Raw genomic sequence first — 22,996 nt, 5'->3', positions numbered from 1 at the left:
ACACCTCGCGTGGGCACGCGGGCAGGAGTGTAGTGCGTCGTGTCTGACATCGGAGGGCATGGGGAGACGACCGTTGGTCCTGCTGTTGTTGTTTACGTTCGCTTACCGGGCAGCCCGCGATTATAGACACGTAACACGGTGGTGGTGTTCAGCCGCTCGCGGCGGCGTGGTGCCGCACCCATTGCTGGACGGAAGGGCGCTGCCACTGGGCCGCGGCATAGCCGCGCAGCTCGGCGGGCAGTTCGTCGCCGCTGCTGGCCAGCCGTTGCAGCATCAGGGCCAGGTCCACGTCGGCGATGCACCAGCTTCCGAACAGGTGGGGACCTCCGTGCGTCAACAGCGTCTGGGCGACGCGGATCAGTTTGGCCGCGGCCGCGTGGGCGGCATCGCTGAGCGGCGTATCGCTCGGCTTGTCGAATACGGAAGCGGTGGGGCGTTCTTCGCGCAGCGCCAGCAGGTCCGAGCGCAGCCAGGACTGCAGTTGGCGCGCCTGGGCGCGCTGGCGCACGCCTTCGGGATACAGCGCGGGGTACTGCGGGGGCGGGAAGGCGTCTTCGAGATATTGCGTGATCGCCGAGGATTCGGTCAGGTGGAAGTCGTCGTGCGTCAGGGCAGGCACCTGGCCGGTCGGCGAGCGCATCAGGTACGGACGCATGCGCTGCTCGCCGCTGTCCAGGTCCACCGGCCGCAACTGTAAGGGCAGGCCTTTTTCGACCAGCGCGACAAAGGCGGACATTGCGTAGGGACTGAGAAAGGCGGCGTCGACGTAGAGGGTGAGAGGGGCTGCCACGAAGCATCTCCGGCAATGCGGCGCGAACAGGCCTTTCCTGCCGCGCAGCAGGAAGGGTAACAGTAATTCAGCGGCGGCGCGGTTCGCCGGCCGGCTGCCGTGTCGCGGTCGCGACAGGGCGGTCCGGGCCGATGCCGTCCCGTGGCGGCGTGGCGCCGCTGTCGGCGAGCGCCGGACCGGCGGATTCCGTCCAGCACGCGGCGCCCGCCATGAGGGCGGCCAGCACCAGCAGCGCCGCCGCGCTGCCCGCCATATCCCAGATGGCGCCGAACAACGGCGCTCCCGCCGTCTGGCCCAATGCGATCATCAGAAAGGGCAGGCCCAGGCCCATGTCGGGCCGATCGGAATAAATCCGGATGCCCCACAGCAGGAAAGCGCCGCTCGATACGATGTATGCCACGCCGAACAGGCCCATCACGGCGTAAGCCAGCATCGGCGCAAGCGGCGCGGCGGCAAGCCCGGCAATGGCCAGGGCCATGGCGAACACGGCGGCGCGATGGACCGTGCCGATGCCGTAGCGCGCGCTGAGCAAGCCCGTGCCCATGCCGGCGAGGCCGGCCGCGCCCAGCACGATCCAGCCCAGCGCGATGGCGCCGTCCTGCATGCCGAGTTCCTCGCGCATCAGGTTGGCGCCGAAGGTCCATATGGCGGTGCTTGCGGCGCCCATCAGGAAAGCGCTGGCGCAGAGTCCGGCAGCTCCGGCCCGAGCCATCCCGCGTGCCGACAGGCGTTCGCCCATGCGGTGGCCACTGCCCTTGGGCATGGCGACCCACAGCCACGCCGTCACCGCGGCCCCGATCGCGGCGAAGCCGCCGTACAGCCCGCGCCACTGCCCGGCGAAAGCCATGACCGAGATGCCGGAAAACATGATGCCGGCGGCCGTGCCGGCATTGATCGCGCCGTTCGCTTTCGGGCGGGCCGTGCCGTCCAGCCACCGGCTGACCGCGGTGGCAAGCGGCGGCGACGTCAATCCCGTGCTGAGTCCGCCCAGCGCGATGGCCAGGCCCAGGCCGAGGCCCGATGCCGCCATCGATACCAGCGCCAGGGAGCACGTGGCCGCCAGGCCGGCCGCCACGGTCAGGCCGCGCTCGCCCAGCCGTGCTGCGCCCATGATCGCGAAGACGATGCCGAAGCAATAGGCGGCGAAGGCGCTGCCCGCGACCCAGCCTGCCGCGGTCGCGCTCAGCGAGAGTTCGGCCCGTATGTCGGGCAGCAGCAGCCCATAGGCGAAACGCGCAAGGCCATAGCTGAGCGCGGTGAGGGCGAACGCCGCGGCGACGAGGTTGAGGCGGCCGCTCATCGCGTTCGCCCCCGGGCCGCCATGACCAGCACGGCGGCCGCGCGCCTGGCCGCGGCGACCACCGACAGATCGGCAACGCTCGCCGCCGCCGTGGCGCCCTCGAACAGCAGCCATATCTGCGTGGCCAGTCCTGCATTGGCGCGGCCCAGCACCGCGCGGACGCGCCGCGCGATCTCGCGCTCGAACTCTTCTTTCTGCCCGCGCACCAGGGCGACGATGTCCTCGTTGGCGGCGGCATATTCGCTGCGCGCGCGCAGCAGCAGGCAGCCTCGGGCGCCGTGTTCGACCAGCCATCGCTCCAGCACGTGGAACAGCTGGGCGACGGGATCGCCGGTCTCGCCGCGCGCGTGCAGCCGCTGCATGAAGTCGCGGTGCCGCGCCTGCAGTACCGCGAGCACGAGCCCGTCGCGCGAGCCGAAGTGCTTGTACAGCGTGCGGGTGGATGCCCCGGAGGGAGCCAGGACCTCGTCGACACCGATGCCCCGGAATCCCCGGGCCTCGAATGCCTGCGCCGCCCCGTCGATCATGTCTGTGCGCCTGTCCATGCCCCCAGTGTAAAACAATCGTTTTACACCGCAAGGCCGATGGCGCGACCGGCCTTCAGTCGACGATGAAGAGCTTCGCGCCGGTAGCGGTGGACGAGCGGTGCGGTTCGGCGCCGTCCGCGACCTGATAGCTCATTCCGGGCCGCAGCGTGTAGGTCCGTCCGTCCTCCAGCTCGGTGTGCAGTTCGCCTTCGAGGCAGAACAGGATGTGCCCCTTGGTGCACCAGTGGTCGGCCAGGTAGCCCGGCGTGTACTCCACCATGCGCACGCGTACTGCGCCGAACTGCCGAGTGCGCCAATAAGCCGTGCCGGTCTCGCCGGCATGCTGCGTAGGTTCGACCTCGGACCAGTCGGTGGTGCCGAAGGGGATGTCCTGCATGTGCATGTAGATGCTCCGTATGAATGCGGCCGTTGTTCAGCTGGGCCGCGACTGGTCGGGTATGCGGGCCGGCAGATCCGTCAGGCCGCCAGCTTCTTCTGCCAGAATTCGGCGCGGCCGTTCCCATCCTGCAGCGTATACGCCTCGTAGCCCATCTTGCGGTACAGCGCCCGCGCGGGCAGGTTGCCCTCGAGCACTTCCAGCGTCAGCTTGCAGCAGCCCAGCCGCAGCGCGGCCTGCTCCAGCGCCCACAGCAGCGCCTGGGCGATGCCGAGGCCGCGATAGCGCTCGGACACCATGAAGTCGTGCAGATTCAACAGCGGCTTGCAGGCGAAGGTCGAGAAGCCCTCGAAGTAGACGGCCAGGCCGGCTGGCTCGCCGTCCACCCGGGCAAGCAGTGCATGCGCCCAGGGCCGCGCGGCCAGTGCCGAAGGCAGGTCGCGGCGCGCTGCCTCGGGCAGGGGCTCGCCGCTGCCCATGTCGCCGCGCGCGTACTCGTCCAGCAGGCCGACCACGGCGCGCGCGTGGGCCGGGTCATTGAAATCGACGTCGATGATCTCCAGCATGAGGAGGCGTCCTGTGTGCGGGGCCGCGGCACGCGGCGGGGGTGACGCAGCAGTATAGAAGCAGACGTGCACAGCCTCGTGCGGCACGATGACGTGGCCGAAAGCACTGCGCCGTCGTACCGGCGGCAGGGCAGCCGCCCTGGCCCGTATATTGAAAAAGCCGCCTGCCGCCCCCATCTGCAGGGCATCCCGGGCCGGCGACGCGCCAGCGGCGTGGCCGCCCTTCACACCCTACACAAGAGAGCCGTTCATGGAGTTCAAGGACTACTACGGCATCCTCGGCGTGGCGCGCACGGCGTCGAACGACGACGTCAGGCGCGCCTACCGCAAGCTTGCCCGCAAGTATCACCCCGACGTCAGCAAGGAACCCGACGCCGACGCGCGCATGCGCGACATCAATGAAGCCAACGAAGTGCTCGGCGACGCCGCCCGGCGCGCCGCCTACGACCAGTTGCTGGACGGCGTGTCCGTTGGCGACAACCGGCAGCCTCCGCCCGGCTGGGAACGCGGTTTCGCATTCCACGGCGCCGAGCCCGGCGCGGACGGGTTCAGCGAATTCTTCTCGTCGATCTTCGGCGGTCGTGCCGCGGGCGGCCAGCAGGGCTATCGCGCGCGCGGCGAAGACCATCACGCCGTCATCGAGGTCGACCTGGAAGATGCGCTGCATGGCGCCACGCGCGAGATCAGCCTGCGCGCCATGGAAACCGACGCCCACGGCCTGCCACAGATCCGCACGCGCACGTTGAGCGTGCGCATTCCGGCCGGGGTGCGGGAAGGGCAGCAGATCCGCCTGGCCGGGCAGGGCCTGCCCGGCGTGGGCGGCGCCGCCAACGGCGACCTGCTGCTTGAAGTGCGCTTCCGGCCGCATCGCCTGTATCGCGCCGAAGGACGCGACCTGTACCTGACGCTGCCCGTGGCGCCCTGGGAGGCCGCGCTGGGCGCGACGGTGCATGTGCCCACCCCCAGCGGCACGGTCGAAGTCTCCGTGCCGGCGGGATCCCGCAATGGCCGCAAGCTGCGGCTGAAAGGGCGCGGGCTGCCCGGGCGGCCGGCCGGCGACCTGTACCTGGTGCTGGACGTGGCGCTGCCGCCGGCCGACACGCAGCGGGCGCGGGAACTATACGAGCGGATGGCGCGCGAACTGGCCTTCGATCCGCGACGGGCGGCGTTCGGAGGCTAGCGCCGGGCCGCGCTGCCGGCGCGCGTGGCCGCCATGCGTTTGCGCGGCCCGAGCCGGCCGGCGGACGAGTGGTCTCGGGCTCGCTCAGGTCCGCATGAGCCCGATCCGCAGGTCCACGCCGGTGATGTATCCCACGGATGCGCCGTAGCCATCCTTGTAGTTGTGCTTCACCAGCGGGTCCAGTTTGTCCCGGACCTGCGCGTGCAGCTTGCTCCAGTCGCCCGCGTGCTGGAAATTGCTCATGATGTAGGTCCAGCCGTTGATCTCGTCCACGGCATGCAGGCCGGTGGACTCGGCGCCGGCCGGGCACGACAGCACGCGCGACAGTTCCCTGGTGTCCACGTGGTAGGCCCACAGGAAATTGTTGACGTGGTTGCCGCTGTCCTCGCCGATGAACAGCGTGCGCAGCTTCTCGGAGAACTTCAGGTTGTCGGGGCTGGCGATGTGGTCGGGATGCGCGGTGTTGCCCAGCGCGTCGGCGGCGATGTCGCGGCCGGTCAATAGCGTGGACGACTCGGTGGGCACCCATTCGCTCGGTATGGGCTGTCCCGAGGTGTCCTTCTGGCCGCCTTCCAGCCTGTGTGCCAGGATGGCGCCCGCCTGCAGCTTCTTGTCCAGGGCGATGCCGCTGCCTTCATACCAGCCCTTGCCGCCCTTCACCATCGAGTCGACCACATTGGCCAGCGCCGAATAGGCGATGCGGTCGCGGGCGTTGACGGTGGTGCCTTCGTTCTTGCTCAGCGCCATGCTGCCGCCCACATAGGCCGCATAGCGATGTGTCTCGAGAAAGGCCGCGGCCTTTTCCATGCCGGGCTTCACGCGGATCCAGTTCGGCTTGCCGTTGCAGTGGATGAACTTGTAGGTGTCGTCCGCGGGATCCTCGGTGAGCAGGTCCAGGATGTCGCCGATAGTCAGGCGCGCCGCCATGGCGCGGATCTCGTCGCTGGCGGCATGGCCCAGCCGTATCCATTGCAGCGTGCCCGCTCCCGCGCCTTCAGCCGAGGTCTGGTTCCACCGCGCGACGTACAGCGTGCCGGCCGACAGGTCGGCTGCGCGGTCGGCCACGAACATGAACAGGCCGCCGTTGGTGGCGTCGTCGCCCATCAGCGCGGTGCGCTGGTCGGGCATCACCTGGATCAGCTCGTGCGAGATGCGGCCCAGGCAGTAGTGCTTCCTGATGCTGCCCGTGCCGTCCGGGTGGACGACGACCTCGGGCAGGTGGCCGTAGTCGTAAGGATTGGCCATGCGGTCGGCGGCGCCGTACAGGCTGGCACTGAACGCCTTCATCTGCGCACTGGCGGGCGTGGCGGCGTCGGGCTCGTACTCTTCGCTGGCCAGGTGCGTGTTCCACGGCGACAGGCTGGCGCCGCAGGTGATCCACAAGCCCTGCACGGAAGACGTGTCGACGTTGTGGTACTTCACCAGCTTCAGCGCCCCGGTGTCGGGATCCTGGTCCAGTGTCAGCACGGCGATGGGCGAGGGCAGCCGGCCGTACATCTCGTCGCCTCGCAGGTTGCGCGAGGCGTACTCGAACTGCACCACCGCGAACACGGTGTTGCCCTGCACGCCCGGCACGCTCGCCCGCGGAAGCCGGATAAGCGAGCTGCCGTCCGGACAGTCCGAATAGAACTGGCGCGGCGCGCTGCCCGAAGTGTCGATGATGGGTCTGTTGTGGATGTCGTAGTAGCCGCCGGCCAGGATCGTGCCGCCCTTGCCGTCGGGAACCATGTCGCCGGTGACGAAGAAAGGCTCGTAGCCCAGCCGGTAGGTCTGCTTGCTGCCGTCGCTGTAGGTCACTTCCAGCGCCGACTTGACGGTGGTGGCCGCCATCTCGGCGGGATCCGCCAGCGTGGGGGCGTCCATCGAGACGAAGCGCGCGGAGAGGAACGTGGCGCCGTCGGCGCGCGCGGCCAGCGCCGGCTGCGTCACGCCGAAGGCCCCGATGGGCAGCAGCGGTGCGCCGGCAAGCAGCTTCAGCGCGCGGCGGCGCGAGGCGGAGGTCGTATCAGGCATGTCGAGGTCCGAGGCGTATGGAGGCGGATGGGGCCCGCCCATGCACGACCCGGCAGGCTACGCCATGTTCGACCGGCAGGATGAAGAAAACGTGACAGGAGTGTCCGTCCCCCGAGACGCACGCCAGTGGTTCTCTGTGCCCGCATCGGGCGTCCGTTCGGTGCCACGCGGTCGCCGCGTCAGGCCGCGGAAGACGGGTGTCCTGTCTCAGGCCTATCCTGCCGCACGAAAAAAAGCGCCCGCGTCGCGCATCGAGCCTGCAGGAGGGCAGGCCGATGCACGGCGCGGGCGCGCCGGATGCGGGGCCGTCGAGAGACGGCCCGCAAGCGGATTACTTGTTTTGCATGGTCAAGCCGGTGATGTAGCCGACCGAGGCAGCGTACTTGTCCTTGTAGGCCGCGTTGATCAGCGGATCCACGGCGTCGATGACGGCGTCGGCAGTGTCACGAGTGTAGTCGCCCGCGTGCTGGAAGTTCGTCATGATGTAGGTCCAGCCGTTGATCTCGTCCACGGCATGCAAGCCGGTGGCCTCGGCGCCAGCGGGGCACGACAGCAGGCGCGCGAACTGCTTGGTGTCGACGTTGTAGGCCCACACGAAGTTGTTGACGTGGTTGCCGCTGTCTTCGCCGATGAACAGAACGCGCAGCTTTTCCGAGAATTTCAGGTTGTCGGGGCTGGCGGGCAGCTCGGGGTCGCAGGTATTGCCCAGTTCGTCGGCGGGGATGTCCGTGCCCACGAACAGAGTCGAGTACTCGAAGGGCACCCATTCGCTGTTGATCGCGCTGCCAGCGGTGTCGGCCTGGCCGCCAGCCATCTTGCTGGCCATGACGCCGCCGGCGTTGATCGTCTTGTCGACGGCGGGGCCGCCTGCGGGGTTGCGGCTATCGCCGGCGACCATGGAGCTGTTGATGTTGGCCAGCGCCGAGTAGCAGATCTTGTCCTGGGCGTTGACAGTGGTGCCTTCGTTCTTGCTCAACCACATGGTGCCGCCCATGAGGTAGGCATAGCGGTGCGTTTCCAGGAATGCCGCGGCCTTCTCCATGCCCGGAATGACGCGCACCCACTCCTCGGCGCCATTGTTACGGATTTGCGTGAAGCCGGGATCGCCCGCAGCTCCCTTCTCCATGATGTCTTCGAAGTTCAGGCTGGCGGCCATCGCGCGGATCTCTTCGCTGGTGGCATGCCCGAGCTTCACCCATTTCAGGGTGCCCGCGCCCGCGCCGGCTGAGCCGACGGCGCCGCTAGCTTGGGTGAATTCCGCGACGTACAGCGTACCGGCCGACAGGTCGGCTTCACGGTCGGCCACGAACATGAACAGGCCGCCGTTGGTGGCATCGTCGCCCATCAGGCAGGTGCGCTGGTCGGGCATGACCTGGATCAGCTCATGCGAGATGCGGCCCAGGCAGTAGTGCTTCTTGATGGTGCCCGTGCCGTCCGGGTTCACGATGACTTCGGGCAGGTGGCCGTAGTTATACGCACGGGCACGCGCGCCCGAGTTCGCGTACAGATAATTGCCGAAGGCTTCCAGCTGCGGGTTGCTGGCCAGCGAGGCATCGGGCTCGTACTCTTCGCTGGACAGGTGGGTATTCCAGGGCGACAGGCTGGCGCCGCAGGGAATCCAGATGCCGTTGACCGAGGAGGTGTCGACGTTGTGGTACTTGACCAGCTTCAGTTCGCCGGTCTCGGGATTCTGGTCCAGCGTCAGCACGCCGTACGGCGAGGGCAACTGGCCGTAAGTGCTGTCGCCCGCCAGGTCGACGTCGTTGTACTCGAACTGGACCACCGCGAACACGGCGTTGCCGGTGACGCCGGGGACGTTCGGGTTCTCGAGCTTCAGCAGCGACGTGCCGTCAGGGCTGCCCGAGAAGAACTGGCGATGCGTCGCCGTCGAGCGGTCGATGATGGGGTTGTTGTTGATGTCGTAGTAGCCGCCGGCCAGGATGGTGCCGCCGTTGCCGTCCGGCACCATGTCGCCGGTGTTGAAGAAGGTGGCGTAGCCCAGCTGGACGGTTTCGACCGTGCCGTCGTCATAGGTGATTTCCATGGCCGACTTCACCGAGGTGGTGGCCATTTCGGCGGGGTCGGCCATCGAAGGCGCAGCCATCGGAATGAAGCGGGCCGACTGGAACTGCGCGCCAGGAGCCGGCGTGGTGGGCGGCGTCTCGGGCGACTCGTTCTCGTCGTCATCGTCGTCGCTGCCGCCACAGGCCGCCAGCAGGGCGGACGCGCCGGCGGCGGTGCCCAGGGGCAGCAGGGGAGCGCCGCTGAGCATCTTCAGAAGGCGGCGACGGGAAATTTGAGTCAGGTCGGTCATGGTCTGGTCCGATGGCTGGTTGTAGGGAGCGTGAAAGCATGTGTCGCCGTTGCAGGCTGGCGACAGGTGAGGAAAGGCGTGCGGGGACTTGAGGCGCAACTGGAAACTGCCGGCATGATGAGATGTAAAAATGAAAGTTGAATGACATCTCGCTGTCGCGCAGGTTAAGCACCACGTCATCATGCGGTAGCATTTCGCTGTTGCCGCGCGCGTGCCGCGCGATCGGCCCATTACGTTCCCAAAGCCATGACCGACGCCGTACGCCTTGTCCGCCGCTATCCCGACGAACTGCTCGTCGGCCTCGTCTCCATCTCCGATCGCGCCTCGTCGGGCGTGTATCAGGACCAGGGCCTGCCGGCCCTGCACGCGTGGCTCGATGGCGCGCTGTCCTCGCCGTGGCAGGATGTGCAGCGGCTCATTCCCGATGACGCCGCGGGCATCTCCGCCACCCTGGCCGAACTGGTCGACGTGTGCGGCTGCGACCTGGTGCTGACCACTGGCGGCACCGGACCCGCGCGCCGCGACGTCACGCCCGAGGCCACGCTGGCGGTCGCCACGCGCGAGATGCCGGGCTTCGGCGAGCAGATGCGCCAGATCAGCCTGCGCTTCGTACCTACCGCGATCCTGTCGCGCCAGGTGGCCGTGATCCGCGAAACGCCCGACCACGCGGCGCTCATCATCAACCTGCCCGGCCAGCCCAAGGCGATACGCGAGACGCTGGAAGGCCTGCGCGGCGACGACGGCGAAACGATCGTGCCCGGCATCTTCGCGGCCGTGCCTTACTGCATCGACCTCATCGGCGGCCCGTATGTCGAGACGCGGCCCGCGGTGGTGCGCGCGTTCCGTCCGAAGTCCGCGCAGCGGCCCGCCGCGGCCTGAGGGCGCGCGCCTCGCGTCCGCGCCTGCGTCGCCCGCGAGGCGCGTTCCATGCGGCATGGCGCCGCAGGCCGCGGCGGCCGGTCCGCTTGCCGCACTGCGCTATAGTGGTCGGCGTTTTTCCAAGAACAGCAAAGAGTCCTTCCCATGAGAATCCGTATCGCCGCCATGCTGGCGCTGGGCCTTGTCGTCACGGCCTGCGCCAGCGTCGAAGCCGTCAGCAAGCTCGAGCCCTCCTTCTTCGGCAGCACGCCGCGCACGGCGCAGGACTACAGCGACTGCGTGATGGCAGCGTGGGAAGGGCAGGGCAACACGGTGCAACGCCGTCCCATCCAGGACGGCTTCCAGGTTTCGGCCAGCAGCAGCATCAGCGTGGAAGGCGTGCTGACCGTGATCACGTATCGAGGCAAGACCGACGTCAAGATGTCGACCCGCCTGCAAGCCCGAGCGCAGCCGCTGATCGAGGCGGCCAACCTTTGCATGTGAGGCCGGCAATGCAGGCTTTGCGACGCATGCTGCGCGCCGCCGTCTTTGGCGCCTTGGGATTGATGGCCGCAGCCGCGGCCCATGCCGAGGGCTATATCTCGCGCAAGCTCAACGCCGCGGTGCCGGGCGGCGTCGCGGTGGTCGCGCTGGGCGAGGGCGCCCAGGCGCCCCAGGCCAGTTTCGGCGGCCATCGCGTGCTGGTGGTGCGAGAGGACGGCCGGCGCTGGGTGGCCATCGTCGGCATCCCGCTGGACGCCAAGCCGGGGCAGGCCGTGCTGCAGGTGCGCGATGCGGAGGGCTCGCGCGGCGTGTCCTTCGCGGTAAGCGACAAGGAATACGTGGCGCAGCACATCACGCTGAAGAACAGGCGGCAGGTGTCGCCCGATCCCGAAGACCTGAAGCGCATCCAGCGCGAACTGGACGAGCAGATGGCGGCCTACGCGGTCTATCGCGCCGACGTCACTCCCAGCAACGTCATCCTGGACCGTCCCGTGGACGGCGGCCGCCTGTCCAGCCCGTTCGGCCTGCGCCGATTCTTCAACGGCGAGGCGCGCAATCCCCATTCGGGACTGGACTTCGCGGTTCCCGCGGGCACGCCCGTGACCGCGCCCGCGGCGGGACGCGTGGTGCTGGTGGGCGATTACTTCTTCAATGGCAGGACCGTGTTCGTCGACCACGGGCAGGGCATGATCAGCATGTTCTGCCATCTGTCGGAGATCGATGTGAAGGTGGGCGACGAACTGGCGCGCGGAGCGCCCGTGGGCAAGGTGGGCGCCACGGGGCGCGCCACCGGTCCGCATCTGCATTGGAACGTGAGCCTGAACAATGTACGGGTCGACCCCGCCATTTTCATCGGGGCGTTCAAGCCCTGAACGGCCGGGCGCTCAGGCGTCGCCGGAATTGCGCTGCAGTTCCTGGCACATCGACTGGTACAGCCGTTCGGCGTATTGCAGGCGATGCATTTCCTGCTGGTGGATGCGCTGCTGCTCGTCCACGCAGTTGTCGTATTTGGTGCGAGCCTGCGCGTAGGTAAGGCCCGTATTGCGCAGGCTGTGTATGAATGCCGTGCGCGAGCGGCGCAGCAGCATCAGCCCTTTTTCGCCGCGTTCGAAAGCGCGCCGCGCCTGTTGCAGGCGGTCCGCGGCTTGGCGAAGTTCGGTGCTGGGATCTGACATGGGCCAATCTGTACGGAGCGGGGCTCGCGCCTGACGTGCATGTACTACGGCAGCGGCCGGCGCGAATTTTACCCCGCTCGACAGATCAGCGGCGGTACTGCGACGGACGGTTGGGCGGCGGGGCGCCGCGTTCGTCCTTGTGGCGGAAATTGATGCGGCCCTTGGTCAGGTCGTAGGGAGACATCTCGAGGGTGACGCGGTCGCCGGCCAGGATGCGGATGCGGTGCTTGCGGATGCGTCCGGAGGCATAGGCACCCACCTCGACGCCGTTGTCCAGCTTCACGCGATAGCGGCTGTCGGGCAGCACTTCGTCGACGATGCCGTCCAGTTCGATCAATTCTTCTTTCGCCATGATGACTCCTTGGTAGTAAGGCGCAGGCCCGCGAGGCGGATGCGCCGGATGCCCAGGCGGGGCGGCCGGCAGCGCAGGGGCATGCCGGCCGGCAGGGGTACGGGTCGTGGCCCTGGGAAGGGGAGGGACGGGTACCCAGGCCGCTGGGGCGGTGGGCTGGCGGAACGGTGCGCGCCTGAAGATCTCAGGCCGTCGCCGCCTCGGTGTTCGGTAAAACCAGGTGGACAGGACAGGCTGGGCCTGCGAAGCATGCGCGGCAATGCATGCGCACGGCGTAAGGCTTCATCAGCCAGGGGTTTTACAGTCGGACCTTGCAGTCAGGCTGCAGGGGGTGGGCGCCGGCTGGAGCGTGCCAGCCGGAAATAGCAGCTGAACCACTACAGCTGAGCAACCGCACCGCGTTTTTGCTTGCGCGTTTTGCTTGCATTATATTCAATTGCCGCCCTGGTTTGGGCAGAAAATGACTATAACCCATTATCGGGCCGCGTGCCAGTATCCAGATCGGCGCCTTCGGGATATTGCGGCAGCGCGTCCGTGATGTCGTGCCAGGGCGCCTTGCTGGCCACGTGCATATGGCCCTGCGCCTTCACGCCCGGGTCGTCGTCCAGCGCGCCCAGCGGCAGGCCGTAGACCTCGGGGGTCTGGTCGAAGCGGGTCAGCAGGGGTGTGCCGCACGCGCTGCAGAAGCCGCGGTAATTGCCGGGTGACGAGGCATACCAGGTGACGTGGTTCTCGCCGCGAATCCAGGCGAAGTCCTGGGCGTTGATCGTGGCGCGTGTGCGGAATGCCGCGCCGTGCGATTTGCGGCACACGCTGCAATGGCAGTTCAGCACGCTGGTCAGGGGGCCGTTTACCGTATATGCAATGCGGCCGCACAGGCAGGAACCGTTAAGCATGGAAATCCGGAAATGACAGGGATTCCCGACTATATACCCGTGGACGTAACGGTTCCCCATTCACTGCAACCGCGGCTACAATTGCTCCGGTTTTTTTACATGTGGCTACCGCGACGGGGCCCGTACCAGAAGCCCCGGGCCCAAAGTCTGCCGGGGACCGACTGCAATAGGTATGCCGGGCAGTGACGCATGCGGTTTGCAGATTGACTACCCAGAACCGGTTTTCCGAATCGGATACAGGCGGGACGTCGGAACGATGTTGAACGGCAGCTACGACTTGGCAACGGTGGCCGTGTCCATTCTGGTCGCGGCCTTTGCTTCTTTGACTTCCTTCGAACTGGCAAGCCGCATCGACAGCGCGCACGCGGCGGCCGGCCGCTATTGGCTGGCGGGCAGCGGCTTCGTGCTGGGCCTGGGCATCTGGTCGATGCACTTCATCGGGATGCTGGCCTTCAGCCTGCCCATTCCCGTGGGCTACGACGTGACGCTGACCGTGCTGTCGCTGCTGGTCGCGGTGGTGGGCGCGCTGCTCGCGCTGCACATCGTCTGCCGCCCCGAGCTTCGGCCGGCCATGCTTCTTCTGGCCGCCCTGCTGATGGGCGGGGCCGTGCTGGGCATGCACTTCACCGGCATGGCCGCCATGCGCATGTCGCCCGCCATCGTCTACGCGCCGGCCCGGCTGGCCGCGGCCGCGCTCATCTCCATCGGCTGTTCGGCGGTGGCATTATGGATGGCCCACTGGATCTGGCAGGCGCGGCGCGGCCTGCGCTATCGGTTTGCGGCCGCCAGCGTCATGGCGGCCGCGGTATGCGGCATGCACTACACGGGCATGAGCGCGGCCATGTTTCCCGCCGGCAGCGTCTGTATGGCGGCCGGGGCAGGGTTGTCCGTGGAATGGCTTGCGGCGGCGGTGGCGGTCGTCACCACCGGCATCCTGGCCATGGCACTGGTGGTGGCGGTGCTGGACGCCCGGCTCGAATCGCGCACGGCGGTGCTGGCCCGCTCGCTGGCGGGTGCGAACGAAGAACTCCTTCGTCTGGCCCTGCATGACAACCTTACCAAGCTGCCCAACCGCATCCTGCTCGAGCAGCAGGTGAAGCAGGCCATCGAGACCGCGCGCCGCTCGCGCGGCACGTTCGCGCTGCTGTTCCTCGACCTGGACGGTTTCAAGGCGGTCAACGACGCCTATGGCCACCATACCGGCGACGCGCTGCTGGTCGAGCTGGCCGGCCGCATTCGCCGCCAGCTGCGCGGCGCGGACACGGCCGCCCGCCTCGGCGGGGACGAGTTCGTGGTCATCAGCGAGGTCGCCGAGCCCAACGACGCGGCGGCGGTGGCGCAGCGGCTGATCAAGGTGTTGTCGCGGCCGGTCACCGTCATGGGCCACCGGGTGGCGGTCTCGGCCAGCGCGGGCATCGCCCTGTACCCCGCCAACGGCGACAACGCGCGCACGCTGATGCGCAACGCCGATGCCGCGATGTACCACGCCAAGCGCATGGGCCGGGCCCGCTTCAGTTACTTCGAGCCTTCCATGAACAGCAACGCGCAGGAGCAGCTGGCCATGCTGCACGACCTGCGCCAGGCCCGCGCACGCAAGCAGCTGGTGCTGCATTACCAGCCCAAGTTCCGGCCCGACGGCGGCATCATGGGCGCGGAGGCCCTGATCCGCTGGCTGCATCCCGAAAAGGGCCTGATTCCGCCCGACCGCTTCATTCCCCTGGCCGAGCGCTCGCGGCTCATCGTGTCCATCGGCGAATGGGTGCTGGACGAGGCCTGCCGGCAGCTGCACGAATGGCACAACGCGGGCCATACCGACTGGACCATGTCGGTCAACCTGTCCACGGCCCAGTTCGTGCACGAGGGCCTGTACGAGCTGGTGCGCCAGGCGGTCGAGCGGCACGCCCTGCCGCCGCGCAGCCTGATACTCGAGATCACCGAGTCCACCGCCATGCGCGACGCCGAAGCCACGCTGGCGCTGCTGCGCCGGCTGGTGAGCCTGGGGGTGCGCATATCCATCGACGACTTCGGCAGCGGCTATTCCAGTCTGCTGTATCTGAAGCGCCTGCCGGCCACCGAACTGAAGATCGGCCGCGGCTTCGTGGGCCAGCTGCAGGGCGACAGCGAGGACGCGGCGGTGGTGTCGGCGATCGTCGCGCTGGGCCAGAAGCTCAAGCTGAAGGTGGCCGCTGAAGGCGTGGAGACGGCCGAGCAGCAGTCCTTCCTGACCGCGCTGGGCTGCGACTCGCTGCAGGGCTTCCTGCTGGGCAAGCCCATGCCGCCCGACCAGTTCGAAGGCAGCGTGGGCGGGGCCTGAGCCCGCCCCGCGCCTTACGCCGCAAAGACCGCGACGCCGCTAGCGACCCCGCGCCATCAAGCGCCCGACTTCTGGCCGACTGCCTCCGGGCGAGGGCTGCAACGGATGCTCACAAGGCCCGCCCGGCATTCCCGTAAAATCCCGCTGTTCTGCATGACTTCAATTCGATAACACAAGTCCAGGAGGTCCCCCATGGCCCTAGTTTCCATGCGCCAATTGCTCGACCATGCGGCCGAGAATGGCTACGGCATTCCCGCGTTCAACGTCAACAACCTGGAGCAGGTGCAGGCCATCATGGAGGCCGCGGCCGAAACCGACAGTCCCGTGATCATGCAGGCGTCGGCCGGCGCCCGCAAATACGCCGGCGAGGGCTTCCTGAAGTACCTGATCCAGGCGGCCGTCGAGTCCTATCCCAACATCCCCGTGGTCATGCACCAGGACCACGGCCAGTCGCCGGCGATCTGTCAGGGCGCCATCGACCTGGGATTCTCCAGCGTGATGATGGACGGCTCGCTGAAGGAAGACGGCAAGACCATCGCCGAGTACGAGTACAACGTCGAAGTCACCCGCAAGGTCGTCGAGCTGGCCCACAAGGTCGGCGTGTCGGTCGAAGGCGAACTGGGCTGCCTGGGCTCGCTGGAAACCATGAAGGGCGACAAGGAAGACGGCCATGGCACCGACGACACCCTCACCATGGACCAACTGCTCACCGACCCCGAGCAGGCTGCCGACTTCGTGCGCCAGACCCAGCTCGACGCGCTGGCCATCGCCATCGGCACCAGCCACGGCGCCTACAAGTTCACGCGCAAGCCCACCGGCGACATCCTGTCGATCTCGCGCATCAAGGAAATCCACGCCCGCCTGCCCAACACCCACCTGGTGATGCACGGCAGCTCCAGCGTGCCGCAGGAACTGCTGGCCGAGATCCGCGAATTCGGCGGCGACATGAAGGAAACCTACGGCGTGCCGGTCGAGGAAATCCAGGAAGCCATCAAGTTCGGCGTGCGCAAGGTCAACATCGACACCGACATCCGCCTGGCCATGACCGGCGCCATCCGTCGCTTCCTGTCCGAGAACCCCGCGAAGTTCGACCCGCGCGAGTACCTGAAGCCCGCGCGCGCCGCGGCCAAGGCCATCTGCGTGCAGCGCTATCAGCAGTTCGGCACGGCGGGCAACGCCAGCAAGATCAAGGCGGTGCCGCTGACCGACATCGCCAAGCAGTACGCCGCCGGCCAGTTGAAGCAAGTGGTCCGGTAAATCCGTCGCGGCCGGCCGCGTCAATGCCGCGCAGGGCTGCCGTAGGGATCGGCAGCCCTTTTTTCCGGCCATTTGCAGTAAGCTTCCCCTTTGTCCGCGGAAGCCGGCTGCAGCCCGCTACCGCCGCCTCCGGATTCACCCAGATTCCCGCCACGGCGGGAATCGTTCATTCTGTTCAGGCCATCCCGTGACCTCCGCTCTGCACCAATCCACCATCAAGTCCTTGCCGCTGCTGGGCCGCGGCAAGGTGCGCGACATGTACGCCGTGGGCGACGACAAGCTGCTGATCGTCGCATCCGATCGCATCTCGGCGTTCGACGTGATCCTCGACGATCCCATTCCCGGCAAGGGCCAGGTGCTGACCGAACTCACCGAGTTCTGGCTGAAGAAGCTGGCGCACGTGCTGCCCAACCACTCCACCGGCGTCGCGCCCGAGGACGTGGTGGCGCCGGACGAACTGGACCAGGTGCGCGGCCGCGCGGTCGTGGTCAAGCGCCTCAAGCCCATCCTGGTCGAGGCGGTGGCGCGCGGCTATCTAATCGGTTCGGGCTGGAAGGACTACCAGGCCACCGGCTCGGTTTGCGGCATCGCGCTGCCGGCCGGCCTGCAACAGGCCGACAGGCTGCCGCAGCCCATCTTCACGCCGGCGGCCAAGGCCGAGTTCGGCAACCACGACGAAAACGTGGACTTCGCCCACGTGGTGGCCGAGGTGGGGCAGGAGATGGCCGAACGCATCCGCGACGTCACCCTGCGCCTGTACAGCGAAGCCGCGGCCTACGCCGCCACCAAGGGCATCATCATCGCCGACACCAAGTTCGAGTTCGGCCTCGATGCCGACGGCACGCTGCACCTGATGGACGAAGTGCTGACGCCGGATTCCTCGCGCTTCTGGCCCGCGGACGGTTATCGCGTGGGCATCAGCCCGCCCTCGTTCGACAAGCAGTTCGTGCGCGATTGGCTCGAGACGCAGGTGTGGGACAAGACCCCGCCCGCGCCGCGGCTGCCCGCCGAGGTGCTGGAAAAGACCGCTGCCAAGTACCGCGAAGCGCTGGACCGCCTCACCGCCTGAAGCCTTGCATGGCAAGCCCGCCGTCACGGCGGGCCGCTTGCGATACGAACTGCGCGCTTTTGCGGAAATCGTATCCTTTGTATTGCTTCAATTTCGAATTGTTACCTATACTTCGTCCCGTCGATTCAACGGGAGCGAAACCATGGCGATGATATTGCCGTTCTTGGCCGGCGCCGCGGCCATCTGGTACGGCATGCTGGGCAGGCGCCCCGCCTGTTTCGCGCTGTGGGTGGTCACCTTCGGCCTGCTGTTCGCGGCAGCGCATCCGCACATGGCCGGCAGGCTGCCCTTCGTGCTGTAGGGGGGGTACATGCTGTTCGTGCACAACGCCGGCGGGCGCTCGCGCCTGGGCAACATCCTGGCGCTGCTGGTCGTCTCCGCCGTGCTCATCCTGGCCGTGGCCTGGCAGCTGCTGCACCGCCTGCCGGCCTGCCCGCTTTGCATCCTGCAGCGCGGCGCGCTGCTGCTGGCCGGCGTCGGCCTGATGCTCAACGTGCGGCTGGGCCCGTCGCCCATGCACTATTCCATGGTGATCGCGGCCTCGCTGGGCGGGCTGGCGGTCGCCCTGAGGCAGATCCTGCAGCAGGTCATTCCCGGCGCCGCCGTGACGGCGGACACCTTGCTGGGCCTGCGCTGGCCGACGTGGAGCGCGCTGGGCTTCCTGGCCCTGACACTGTTCTCGCTGCTGATGCTGATCATCGACCGCAAATGGGGCGACAACGCGCTGAAGCGGCCGGTCGGCATGCCGGGCGCCATCGTCATGGGCTTGTTCGCGTTGGCGGTGCTGGCCGCGCTGGCGGGCGCCGCTTTGCATTGCGGCGCGGGCGACTGCCCGGCGCCGCACGTGGCCGGGCCGATGCCGGCGGCCCGCGCCTAGGGCACCAGCGTGGCGGCGTGGCGCGCCGCGATCCATTCCTCGTTGGTGGGCTCCACGGCAACCACCACCGCACTATCGGGCTCGCTGATCACCGCGGCATGCGACCCGTTCGCCGTTGCGTCCAGCCGCAGGCCGATGAAGGACAGGTGCTCGCAGACGCGCCGGCGTATCTCGGCGCTGTGCTCGCCCACGCCGGCGGTGAACGCCAGCAGGTCCACGCCGCCCATCACGGCCACCAGCGCGCCGATCTCGCGCACGATGCGGCGCACGTAGAGATCCAGCGCGGCGCGCGCGCGTTCGTCGTCCGCCTCCCGCGCCAGCAGCACGCGCGGTTCCGACGAGATGCCGGATACCCCCAGTAGCCCCGACTCGTGGTACAGCACGTGGCCGACTTCCTCGAGACTGAGCTTCTCGATCTCCATCAGATAGATCACCGCGCCTGGGTCCAGCGAGCCCGTGCGCGTGCCCATCATCAGGCCGTCCAGTGCCGAGAAGCCCATGGTCGTCGCGATGCTGCGGTGGTCCTGCAGCGCGCACAGGCTGGCTCCGCTGCCCAGGTGCGCGGCGATCACGCGGCGGCCGGCCAGCGCGCCGTGGCGCTCGGCCAGGGCCACGGACAGGTACTCGTAGGACAGGCCATGGAACCCATAGCGTCTCAGTCCGCGTTCCCACGCCGCATGGGGCAGGGGCAGCATCTGCTCGACCTTGGGCAGCGTGGCGTGGAAACCCGTGTCGAAGCAGGCTACCTGCGGCAGGTCGGGCCGCGTGCGCAGCAGTACCTCGATGGCCTCTAGCGCGAAGGGCTGATGCAGGGGCGCCAGTGGAATATAGGACTTCAGGTCGGCCAACACGGCGGCGTCGACGCGCGCGGGCGCGAAGTATTTGCTGCCGCCATGCACCACGCGATGGGCGATGGCGCGCAGCCGCCGTCCGTCCAGCCGCGCCAGCGCGCGCTGGCGGATATGCTCCAGCGCATCGTGATACGGCTGCCTGGCATCCAGTGTCAGCGGGACTGGAGCCATGTCCGACTCGACGAAGGTCGGGTCCGGACCGCCGATGCCCTGCGCCTTGCCCTTCCACTCGGGCTCGCGCGGCAACGGCAGCGTGCCCGCATCGAACAGGGCGAACTTGATGCTGGACGAGCCGCAGTTCAGCACCATGACGAGATCGCCGCGCGCGGCAGGAGTGGGGTTCATGGAGGGCTGCTCCGGAAGTGGTGGGCAAGCATCTGCGCGATGGCGCAAGAGGCCAGGCGGGCCTGGCGCGAGTCCGCGCGGCTGGTCAGCACGATGGGCACCCGGGCGCCCAGCACGATGCCCGCGCTGCTGGCGTCGCCCATGTATTCCAGCTGCTTGGCCAGCATGTTGCCGCTTTCCAGGTCGGGCACCACCAGGATGTCCGCCTGGCCCGCCACGGGCGAGACGATGCCCTTGATGCGCGCGGCCGCGGGCGAGACGGCGTTGTCGAACGCCAACGGCCCGTCCAGCCGCCCGCCCGCGATCTGTCCGCGATCCGCCATCTTGCACAGCGCGGCCGCGTCCAGCGTGGCCGGCATGCCGGGATTGACGGTCTCGACGGCCGCCAGTATCGCCACGTGCGGGTCGTTCACGCCGATGACGTGCGCCAGCTCGATGGCGTTGCGCACGATGTCGGCCTTGGTATGCAGGTCCGGCGCGATGTTGATGGCGGCGTCGGTGATGATGAAGGGGCGGGGATAGGCGGGCGTCTGCATCAGGAAGCAATGGCTGATGCGCCGCTTGGTACGCAGGCCGCCCGCGGAGGCCACGACCTCGGCCATCAGCTCGTCGGTGTGCAGCGCGCCTTTCATCAGGGCTTCCACGTCGCCCCGCGCGGCCATCTGCACGGCGCGCGCGGCCGCGGCATGGCTGTGCGGCACCTCCTCGATCTCGAATCCCGAAAGATCCAGCCCGGCCTCGCTCGCCACGGCATGCAGCTTGGCGGGCGGCGCGACCAGCACCGGCACGATCAGGCCGGCCCGTCCGGCCTCCAGCGCCGACGACAGGCTCAACGCGTCGCAGGGATGGACCACGGCCGTGCGCACCGGGGGCAGTCCGCGCACTTTCTCACGCAGGCCGTCCAGGCCCTCGCCCGCGGCATGCAGGCGGATCTCGGGCAGCGTGGCGTTGGGCAGCTCGACGGGCTCGCGCGGCGCATGCACCTGCGCCTCGCCTTCGATGACGACGGCGCCATGCTGGTTGACGCCCGAACAGTCGAACGTGACGATGCCGCTGCCGCGGTCGATGGCGCTGACCGTCACGGAGATCGTCAGCGTGTCCCCCACGCGCACCGGCTGCACGAAGCGCAGCGTCTGGCTGTGATACACCGTCCCCGGACCCGGCAGGCGCGTGCCCAGCACGGCCGAGATCAGCGCGCCGCCCCACATGCCGTGCGCCACCACTCCCTGGAAGCGCGTGGACGAGCCGTACTCGCGGTCCAGGTGCTGGGGGTTGACGTCGCCCGACATGATGGCGAACAGCTGGATGTCTTCGTAGCTGAGGGTGCGCGACAGGCTGGCGGTATCCCCGATGGCGAGTTCGTCCAGCGTACGGTTGCGCGTGGTCTGCAAGGCGTGGCTGACGTCGGAAAGCGAAGAAGGACTCATCGTTGGCGGACTCCGGTGGCGGAACACGATGGTAGAGCGGGGCTGGGTGCTGCCCGTTTGATGTGCATCAAACCGCACGCCCGGCGGCCGCGGGCGCGGCGCGGCACGGCGACGACGGGGCGGCCCGCGCGGGATGAGGACGGGCGCGGTTCGCGCGGCAGGACCGACGTCTCGCGCGACAGGTAAAATTCCCTTTTTCCTGCCTGCCCGGACCGGCGCGCCGGGTTTCTCGCGAATTTACTGAAAGCTTATGACAGCCTCAATGCCAAACTCGTCTCCGGATGCGCCGCTGGTCGGCGTGATCATGGGCTCTTCCAGCGACTGGGATGTGATGCAGCACGCGGTGGCCATGCTCCATGACTTCGGCGTGGCATACGAGGCGCGCGTCATCTCCGCGCACCGCATGCCGCACGACATGGCCGAGTACGGCGCCGCCGCGCACGCGCGCGGCCTGCGCGCCATCATCGCCGGCGCGGGCGGAGCGGCACACCTGCCGGGCATGATGGCGGCGCTGACCGACGTGCCGGTGTTCGGCGTGCCGGTGCCGTCCAAATACCTGCGCGGCGAAGACTCGCTGTTGTCCATCGTGCAGATGCCCAAGGGCGTGCCGGTCGCCACCTTCGCCATCGGCGAGGCGGGGGCGGCCAACGCCGCCCTGCACGTGGTGGCCAACCTGGCCACCACCGATGCGGCGCTGCGCGACAAGCTGCTGGCCTTCCGCGCGCGGCAAACCGAGGCGGCGCGAGCCATGCAGCTGCCTCCCGCCGGAGCGCGCGCATGAGCCGTACATCGCACGATTCCGCGACGGGCCTCGCCACCATCCCGCCCGGCAATTGGCTGGGCCTGTTGGGCGGGGGCCAGCTGGGACGGATGTTCTGCCATGCCGCGCAGGCCCTGGGCTACAAGGTGGCCGTGCTCGACCCGGCTTCCGACGGGCCGGCCGCCATGGTGGCCGATCGCCATATCCTGGCGGCCTACGACGATCCCGACGGCCTGGCCGAACTGGCCTCGCTGTGCCGCGCCATCACCACCGAGTTCGAGAACGTGCCGGCCGACAGCATGCATGCGCTGTCGGCGCGCTGCCGCGTCAGCCCGGCCGCGCAGGCCGTGGCCATCGTGCAGGACCGCATCGCCGAGAAGGACTTCATCGCCGCGCAGGGCATCGCCGTGGCGCCGCATGCGGCCATCCGCAGCGCGGCCGAGCTGCGCGCCGCGCCGGACAGCCTGTTCCCCGGCATCCTGAAAGTGGCCCGCCTGGGCTATGACGGCAAGGGCCAGGCGCGGGTCCGCACGCTGGACGAGGCGCTCGAGGCCTTCGCCGGCTTCGGCGGCGTGCCTTGCGTGCTCGAGGCCCTGCTGCCGCTGGATTACGAAATCTCGGTCGTGCTGGCGCGCGGCTTCGACGATTCCGTGGTGGTGTTTCCGGTGGCGCGCAATGTGCACCGCGACGGCATCCTGGCCGTATCCACCGTGGCCGACAGCGCCAGCCACGCGCAATACCATGCCGCCGCCACGCACGCGGCGCAGACCATCGCGAAGGGCCTGGGCTATTACGGCGTGCTGTGCGTCGAGTTCTTCGTGCTCGCCGACGGCAGCCTGCTGGTCAACGAGATCGCCCCGCGGCCGCACAACAGCGGCCACTACACCATGAACGCGTGCGTCACCAGCCAGTTCGAGCAGCAGGCGCGCGCCATGGCCGGGCTGCCGCTGGGCAGCGCGCGGCTGCTGGCGCCGGCGGTCATGCTGAACATCCTGGGCGACATCTGGTTCCCCGGCGACGTCACCGCGCCGCGCGAGCCCGACTGGGCCGCGGCGCTGGCCGCCGCACCCAACGCCAAGCTGCATCTGTACGGCAAGCGCGACGCGCGCCGTGGCCGCAAGATGGGCCACATCAACATCGTGGGCGATACGCTCGACGAAGCGCAAGCCGCCGCGGCCCGCGTGGCGGCCGTGCTGGGCATGCCCGCGCCGCAATAGCGATCCG

23 protein-coding genes are annotated in these 22,996 nt (G+C 68.3%); 11 read left to right on the top strand and 12 right to left on the bottom strand.

Going from position 1 to position 22,996, the window contains the following annotated elements; translation table 11 throughout:
- Positions 1-148: 148 nt before the first annotated feature.
- From yfcF to CAL15_RS13720, 5 genes are all read right to left on the bottom strand, one after another.
- Complete coding sequence (gene yfcF / locus CAL15_RS13740) at positions 149-790, bottom strand: glutathione transferase (RefSeq protein ID WP_086079116.1); 642 nt, start codon at positions 788-790, stop codon at positions 149-151.
- Positions 791-857: 67 nt separating this feature from the next.
- A complete protein-coding gene (locus CAL15_RS13735; protein ID WP_157666661.1) occupies positions 858-2,090 on the bottom strand; it encodes an MFS transporter in 1,233 nt (410 codons plus the stop codon).
- Positions 2,087-2,617 carry a TetR/AcrR family transcriptional regulator gene (locus CAL15_RS13730; protein ID WP_198299051.1) on the bottom strand — a complete coding sequence of 177 codons (531 nt, stop codon included), beginning with the start codon at positions 2,615-2,617 and terminating at the stop codon, positions 2,087-2,089. The genes CAL15_RS13735 and CAL15_RS13730 overlap by 4 nt, the downstream gene beginning before the upstream one ends.
- A gap of 73 nt (positions 2,618-2,690) precedes the next feature.
- On the bottom strand, positions 2,691-3,020 hold the full coding sequence (locus tag CAL15_RS13725; RefSeq protein ID WP_086079113.1) for a DHCW motif cupin fold protein: 330 nt from the start codon (positions 3,018-3,020) through the stop codon (positions 2,691-2,693).
- Between the two features lie 74 nt (positions 3,021-3,094).
- Positions 3,095-3,580: a GNAT family N-acetyltransferase gene (locus tag CAL15_RS13720; protein WP_086079112.1), complete on the bottom strand. Its 486-nt coding sequence runs from the start codon at positions 3,578-3,580 to the stop codon at positions 3,095-3,097.
- A gap of 250 nt (positions 3,581-3,830) precedes the next feature.
- Between CAL15_RS13720 and CAL15_RS13715 the strand changes: the two genes are divergently transcribed.
- Positions 3,831-4,760 (top strand): DnaJ C-terminal domain-containing protein, encoded by a 930-nt coding sequence (locus tag CAL15_RS13715; RefSeq protein ID WP_086079111.1) that lies wholly within the window; start codon positions 3,831-3,833, stop codon positions 4,758-4,760.
- An 84-nt stretch (positions 4,761-4,844) separates the two neighbouring features.
- On the opposite strand, the gene CAL15_RS13710 is transcribed toward CAL15_RS13715, so the two are convergent.
- Positions 4,845-6,773: a PhoX family protein gene (locus tag CAL15_RS13710; protein WP_086079110.1), complete on the bottom strand. Its 1,929-nt coding sequence runs from the start codon at positions 6,771-6,773 to the stop codon at positions 4,845-4,847.
- A 331-nt stretch (positions 6,774-7,104) separates the two neighbouring features.
- Positions 7,105-9,087, bottom strand: coding sequence for a PhoX family protein (locus CAL15_RS13705; protein WP_086079109.1), 1,983 nt, complete (start codon positions 9,085-9,087; stop codon positions 7,105-7,107).
- Positions 9,088-9,333: 246 nt separating this feature from the next.
- On the opposite strand from CAL15_RS13705, the gene mog reads away from it, so the two are divergent.
- From mog to CAL15_RS13690, 3 genes are all read left to right on the top strand, one after another.
- Positions 9,334-9,966 carry a molybdopterin adenylyltransferase gene (mog, locus tag CAL15_RS13700; protein ID WP_086079108.1) on the top strand — a complete coding sequence of 211 codons (633 nt, stop codon included), beginning with the start codon at positions 9,334-9,336 and terminating at the stop codon, positions 9,964-9,966.
- A gap of 144 nt (positions 9,967-10,110) precedes the next feature.
- Entirely contained in the window at positions 10,111-10,449 is a 339-nt protein-coding gene (locus CAL15_RS13695; protein WP_086079107.1) for a hypothetical protein, read from the top strand.
- A gap of 26 nt (positions 10,450-10,475) precedes the next feature.
- Complete coding sequence (locus CAL15_RS13690) at positions 10,476-11,321, top strand: peptidoglycan DD-metalloendopeptidase family protein (protein WP_420042505.1); 846 nt, start codon at positions 10,476-10,478, stop codon at positions 11,319-11,321.
- A gap of 12 nt (positions 11,322-11,333) precedes the next feature.
- On the opposite strand, the gene CAL15_RS13685 is transcribed toward CAL15_RS13690, so the two are convergent.
- The 3 genes from CAL15_RS13685 to CAL15_RS13675 form a co-directional block, all read right to left on the bottom strand.
- Positions 11,334-11,624 (bottom strand): hypothetical protein, encoded by a 291-nt coding sequence (locus tag CAL15_RS13685; protein WP_086079105.1) that lies wholly within the window; start codon positions 11,622-11,624, stop codon positions 11,334-11,336.
- An 85-nt stretch (positions 11,625-11,709) separates the two neighbouring features.
- On the bottom strand, positions 11,710-11,976 hold the full coding sequence (gene infA, locus CAL15_RS13680) for a translation initiation factor IF-1 (protein WP_086079104.1): 267 nt from the start codon (positions 11,974-11,976) through the stop codon (positions 11,710-11,712).
- A gap of 464 nt (positions 11,977-12,440) precedes the next feature.
- Complete coding sequence (locus CAL15_RS13675; RefSeq protein ID WP_086079103.1) at positions 12,441-12,872, bottom strand: GFA family protein; 432 nt, start codon at positions 12,870-12,872, stop codon at positions 12,441-12,443.
- A 256-nt stretch (positions 12,873-13,128) separates the two neighbouring features.
- Between CAL15_RS13675 and CAL15_RS13670 the strand changes: the two genes are divergently transcribed.
- The 5 genes from CAL15_RS13670 to CAL15_RS13655 all read left to right on the top strand — a co-directional run bounded on the left by CAL15_RS13670 (position 13,129) and on the right by CAL15_RS13655 (position 18,389).
- The gene (locus CAL15_RS13670; RefSeq protein ID WP_086079102.1) at positions 13,129-15,186 is read left to right on the top strand and encodes a putative bifunctional diguanylate cyclase/phosphodiesterase; all 2,058 of its coding nucleotides are present in this window, start codon (positions 13,129-13,131) and stop codon (positions 15,184-15,186) included.
- Positions 15,187-15,378: 192 nt separating this feature from the next.
- Positions 15,379-16,443: a class II fructose-bisphosphate aldolase gene (gene fba / locus CAL15_RS13665; RefSeq protein ID WP_086079101.1), complete on the top strand. Its 1,065-nt coding sequence runs from the start codon at positions 15,379-15,381 to the stop codon at positions 16,441-16,443.
- A gap of 187 nt (positions 16,444-16,630) precedes the next feature.
- Entirely contained in the window at positions 16,631-17,512 is an 882-nt protein-coding gene (locus CAL15_RS13660) for a phosphoribosylaminoimidazolesuccinocarboxamide synthase (protein ID WP_086079100.1), read from the top strand.
- 142 nt (positions 17,513-17,654) lie between these two features.
- Positions 17,655-17,813: a DUF5993 family protein gene (locus tag CAL15_RS24525; protein WP_198299050.1), complete on the top strand. Its 159-nt coding sequence runs from the start codon at positions 17,655-17,657 to the stop codon at positions 17,811-17,813.
- A gap of 9 nt (positions 17,814-17,822) precedes the next feature.
- The gene (locus CAL15_RS13655; protein ID WP_086079099.1) at positions 17,823-18,389 is read left to right on the top strand and encodes a disulfide bond formation protein B; all 567 of its coding nucleotides are present in this window, start codon (positions 17,823-17,825) and stop codon (positions 18,387-18,389) included.
- On the opposite strand, the gene CAL15_RS13650 is transcribed toward CAL15_RS13655, so the two are convergent.
- Both CAL15_RS13650 and CAL15_RS13645 read right to left on the bottom strand, forming a co-directional pair.
- Positions 18,386-19,585 carry an acetate/propionate family kinase gene (locus CAL15_RS13650; protein ID WP_086079098.1) on the bottom strand — a complete coding sequence of 400 codons (1,200 nt, stop codon included), beginning with the start codon at positions 19,583-19,585 and terminating at the stop codon, positions 18,386-18,388. The two genes, CAL15_RS13655 and CAL15_RS13650, sit on opposite strands and share 4 nt — an antisense overlap.
- Positions 19,582-21,012 (bottom strand): bifunctional enoyl-CoA hydratase/phosphate acetyltransferase, encoded by a 1,431-nt coding sequence (locus CAL15_RS13645; protein WP_086079097.1) that lies wholly within the window; start codon positions 21,010-21,012, stop codon positions 19,582-19,584. Before CAL15_RS13645 ends, CAL15_RS13650 begins: the two co-directional genes overlap by 4 nt.
- Positions 21,013-21,274: 262 nt before the next feature.
- On the opposite strand from CAL15_RS13645, the gene purE reads away from it, so the two are divergent.
- Both purE and CAL15_RS13635 read left to right on the top strand, forming a co-directional pair.
- Positions 21,275-21,793: a 5-(carboxyamino)imidazole ribonucleotide mutase gene (gene purE, locus CAL15_RS13640; protein ID WP_420042504.1), complete on the top strand. Its 519-nt coding sequence runs from the start codon at positions 21,275-21,277 to the stop codon at positions 21,791-21,793.
- Positions 21,790-22,989, top strand: a complete 1,200-nt coding sequence (locus CAL15_RS13635) for a 5-(carboxyamino)imidazole ribonucleotide synthase (protein WP_086079095.1) — start codon at positions 21,790-21,792, stop codon at positions 22,987-22,989. The genes purE and CAL15_RS13635 overlap by 4 nt, the downstream gene beginning before the upstream one ends.
- Positions 22,990-22,996 lie beyond the last annotated feature (7 nt).

This window comes from Bordetella genomosp. 13 (assembly GCF_002119665.1).
Lineage (GTDB): Bacteria > Pseudomonadota > Gammaproteobacteria > Burkholderiales > Burkholderiaceae_B > Bordetella.
The sequence above is the reverse complement of the archived record's forward strand: the minus strand, read 5'-3'. Positions and strand labels throughout refer to the sequence as shown.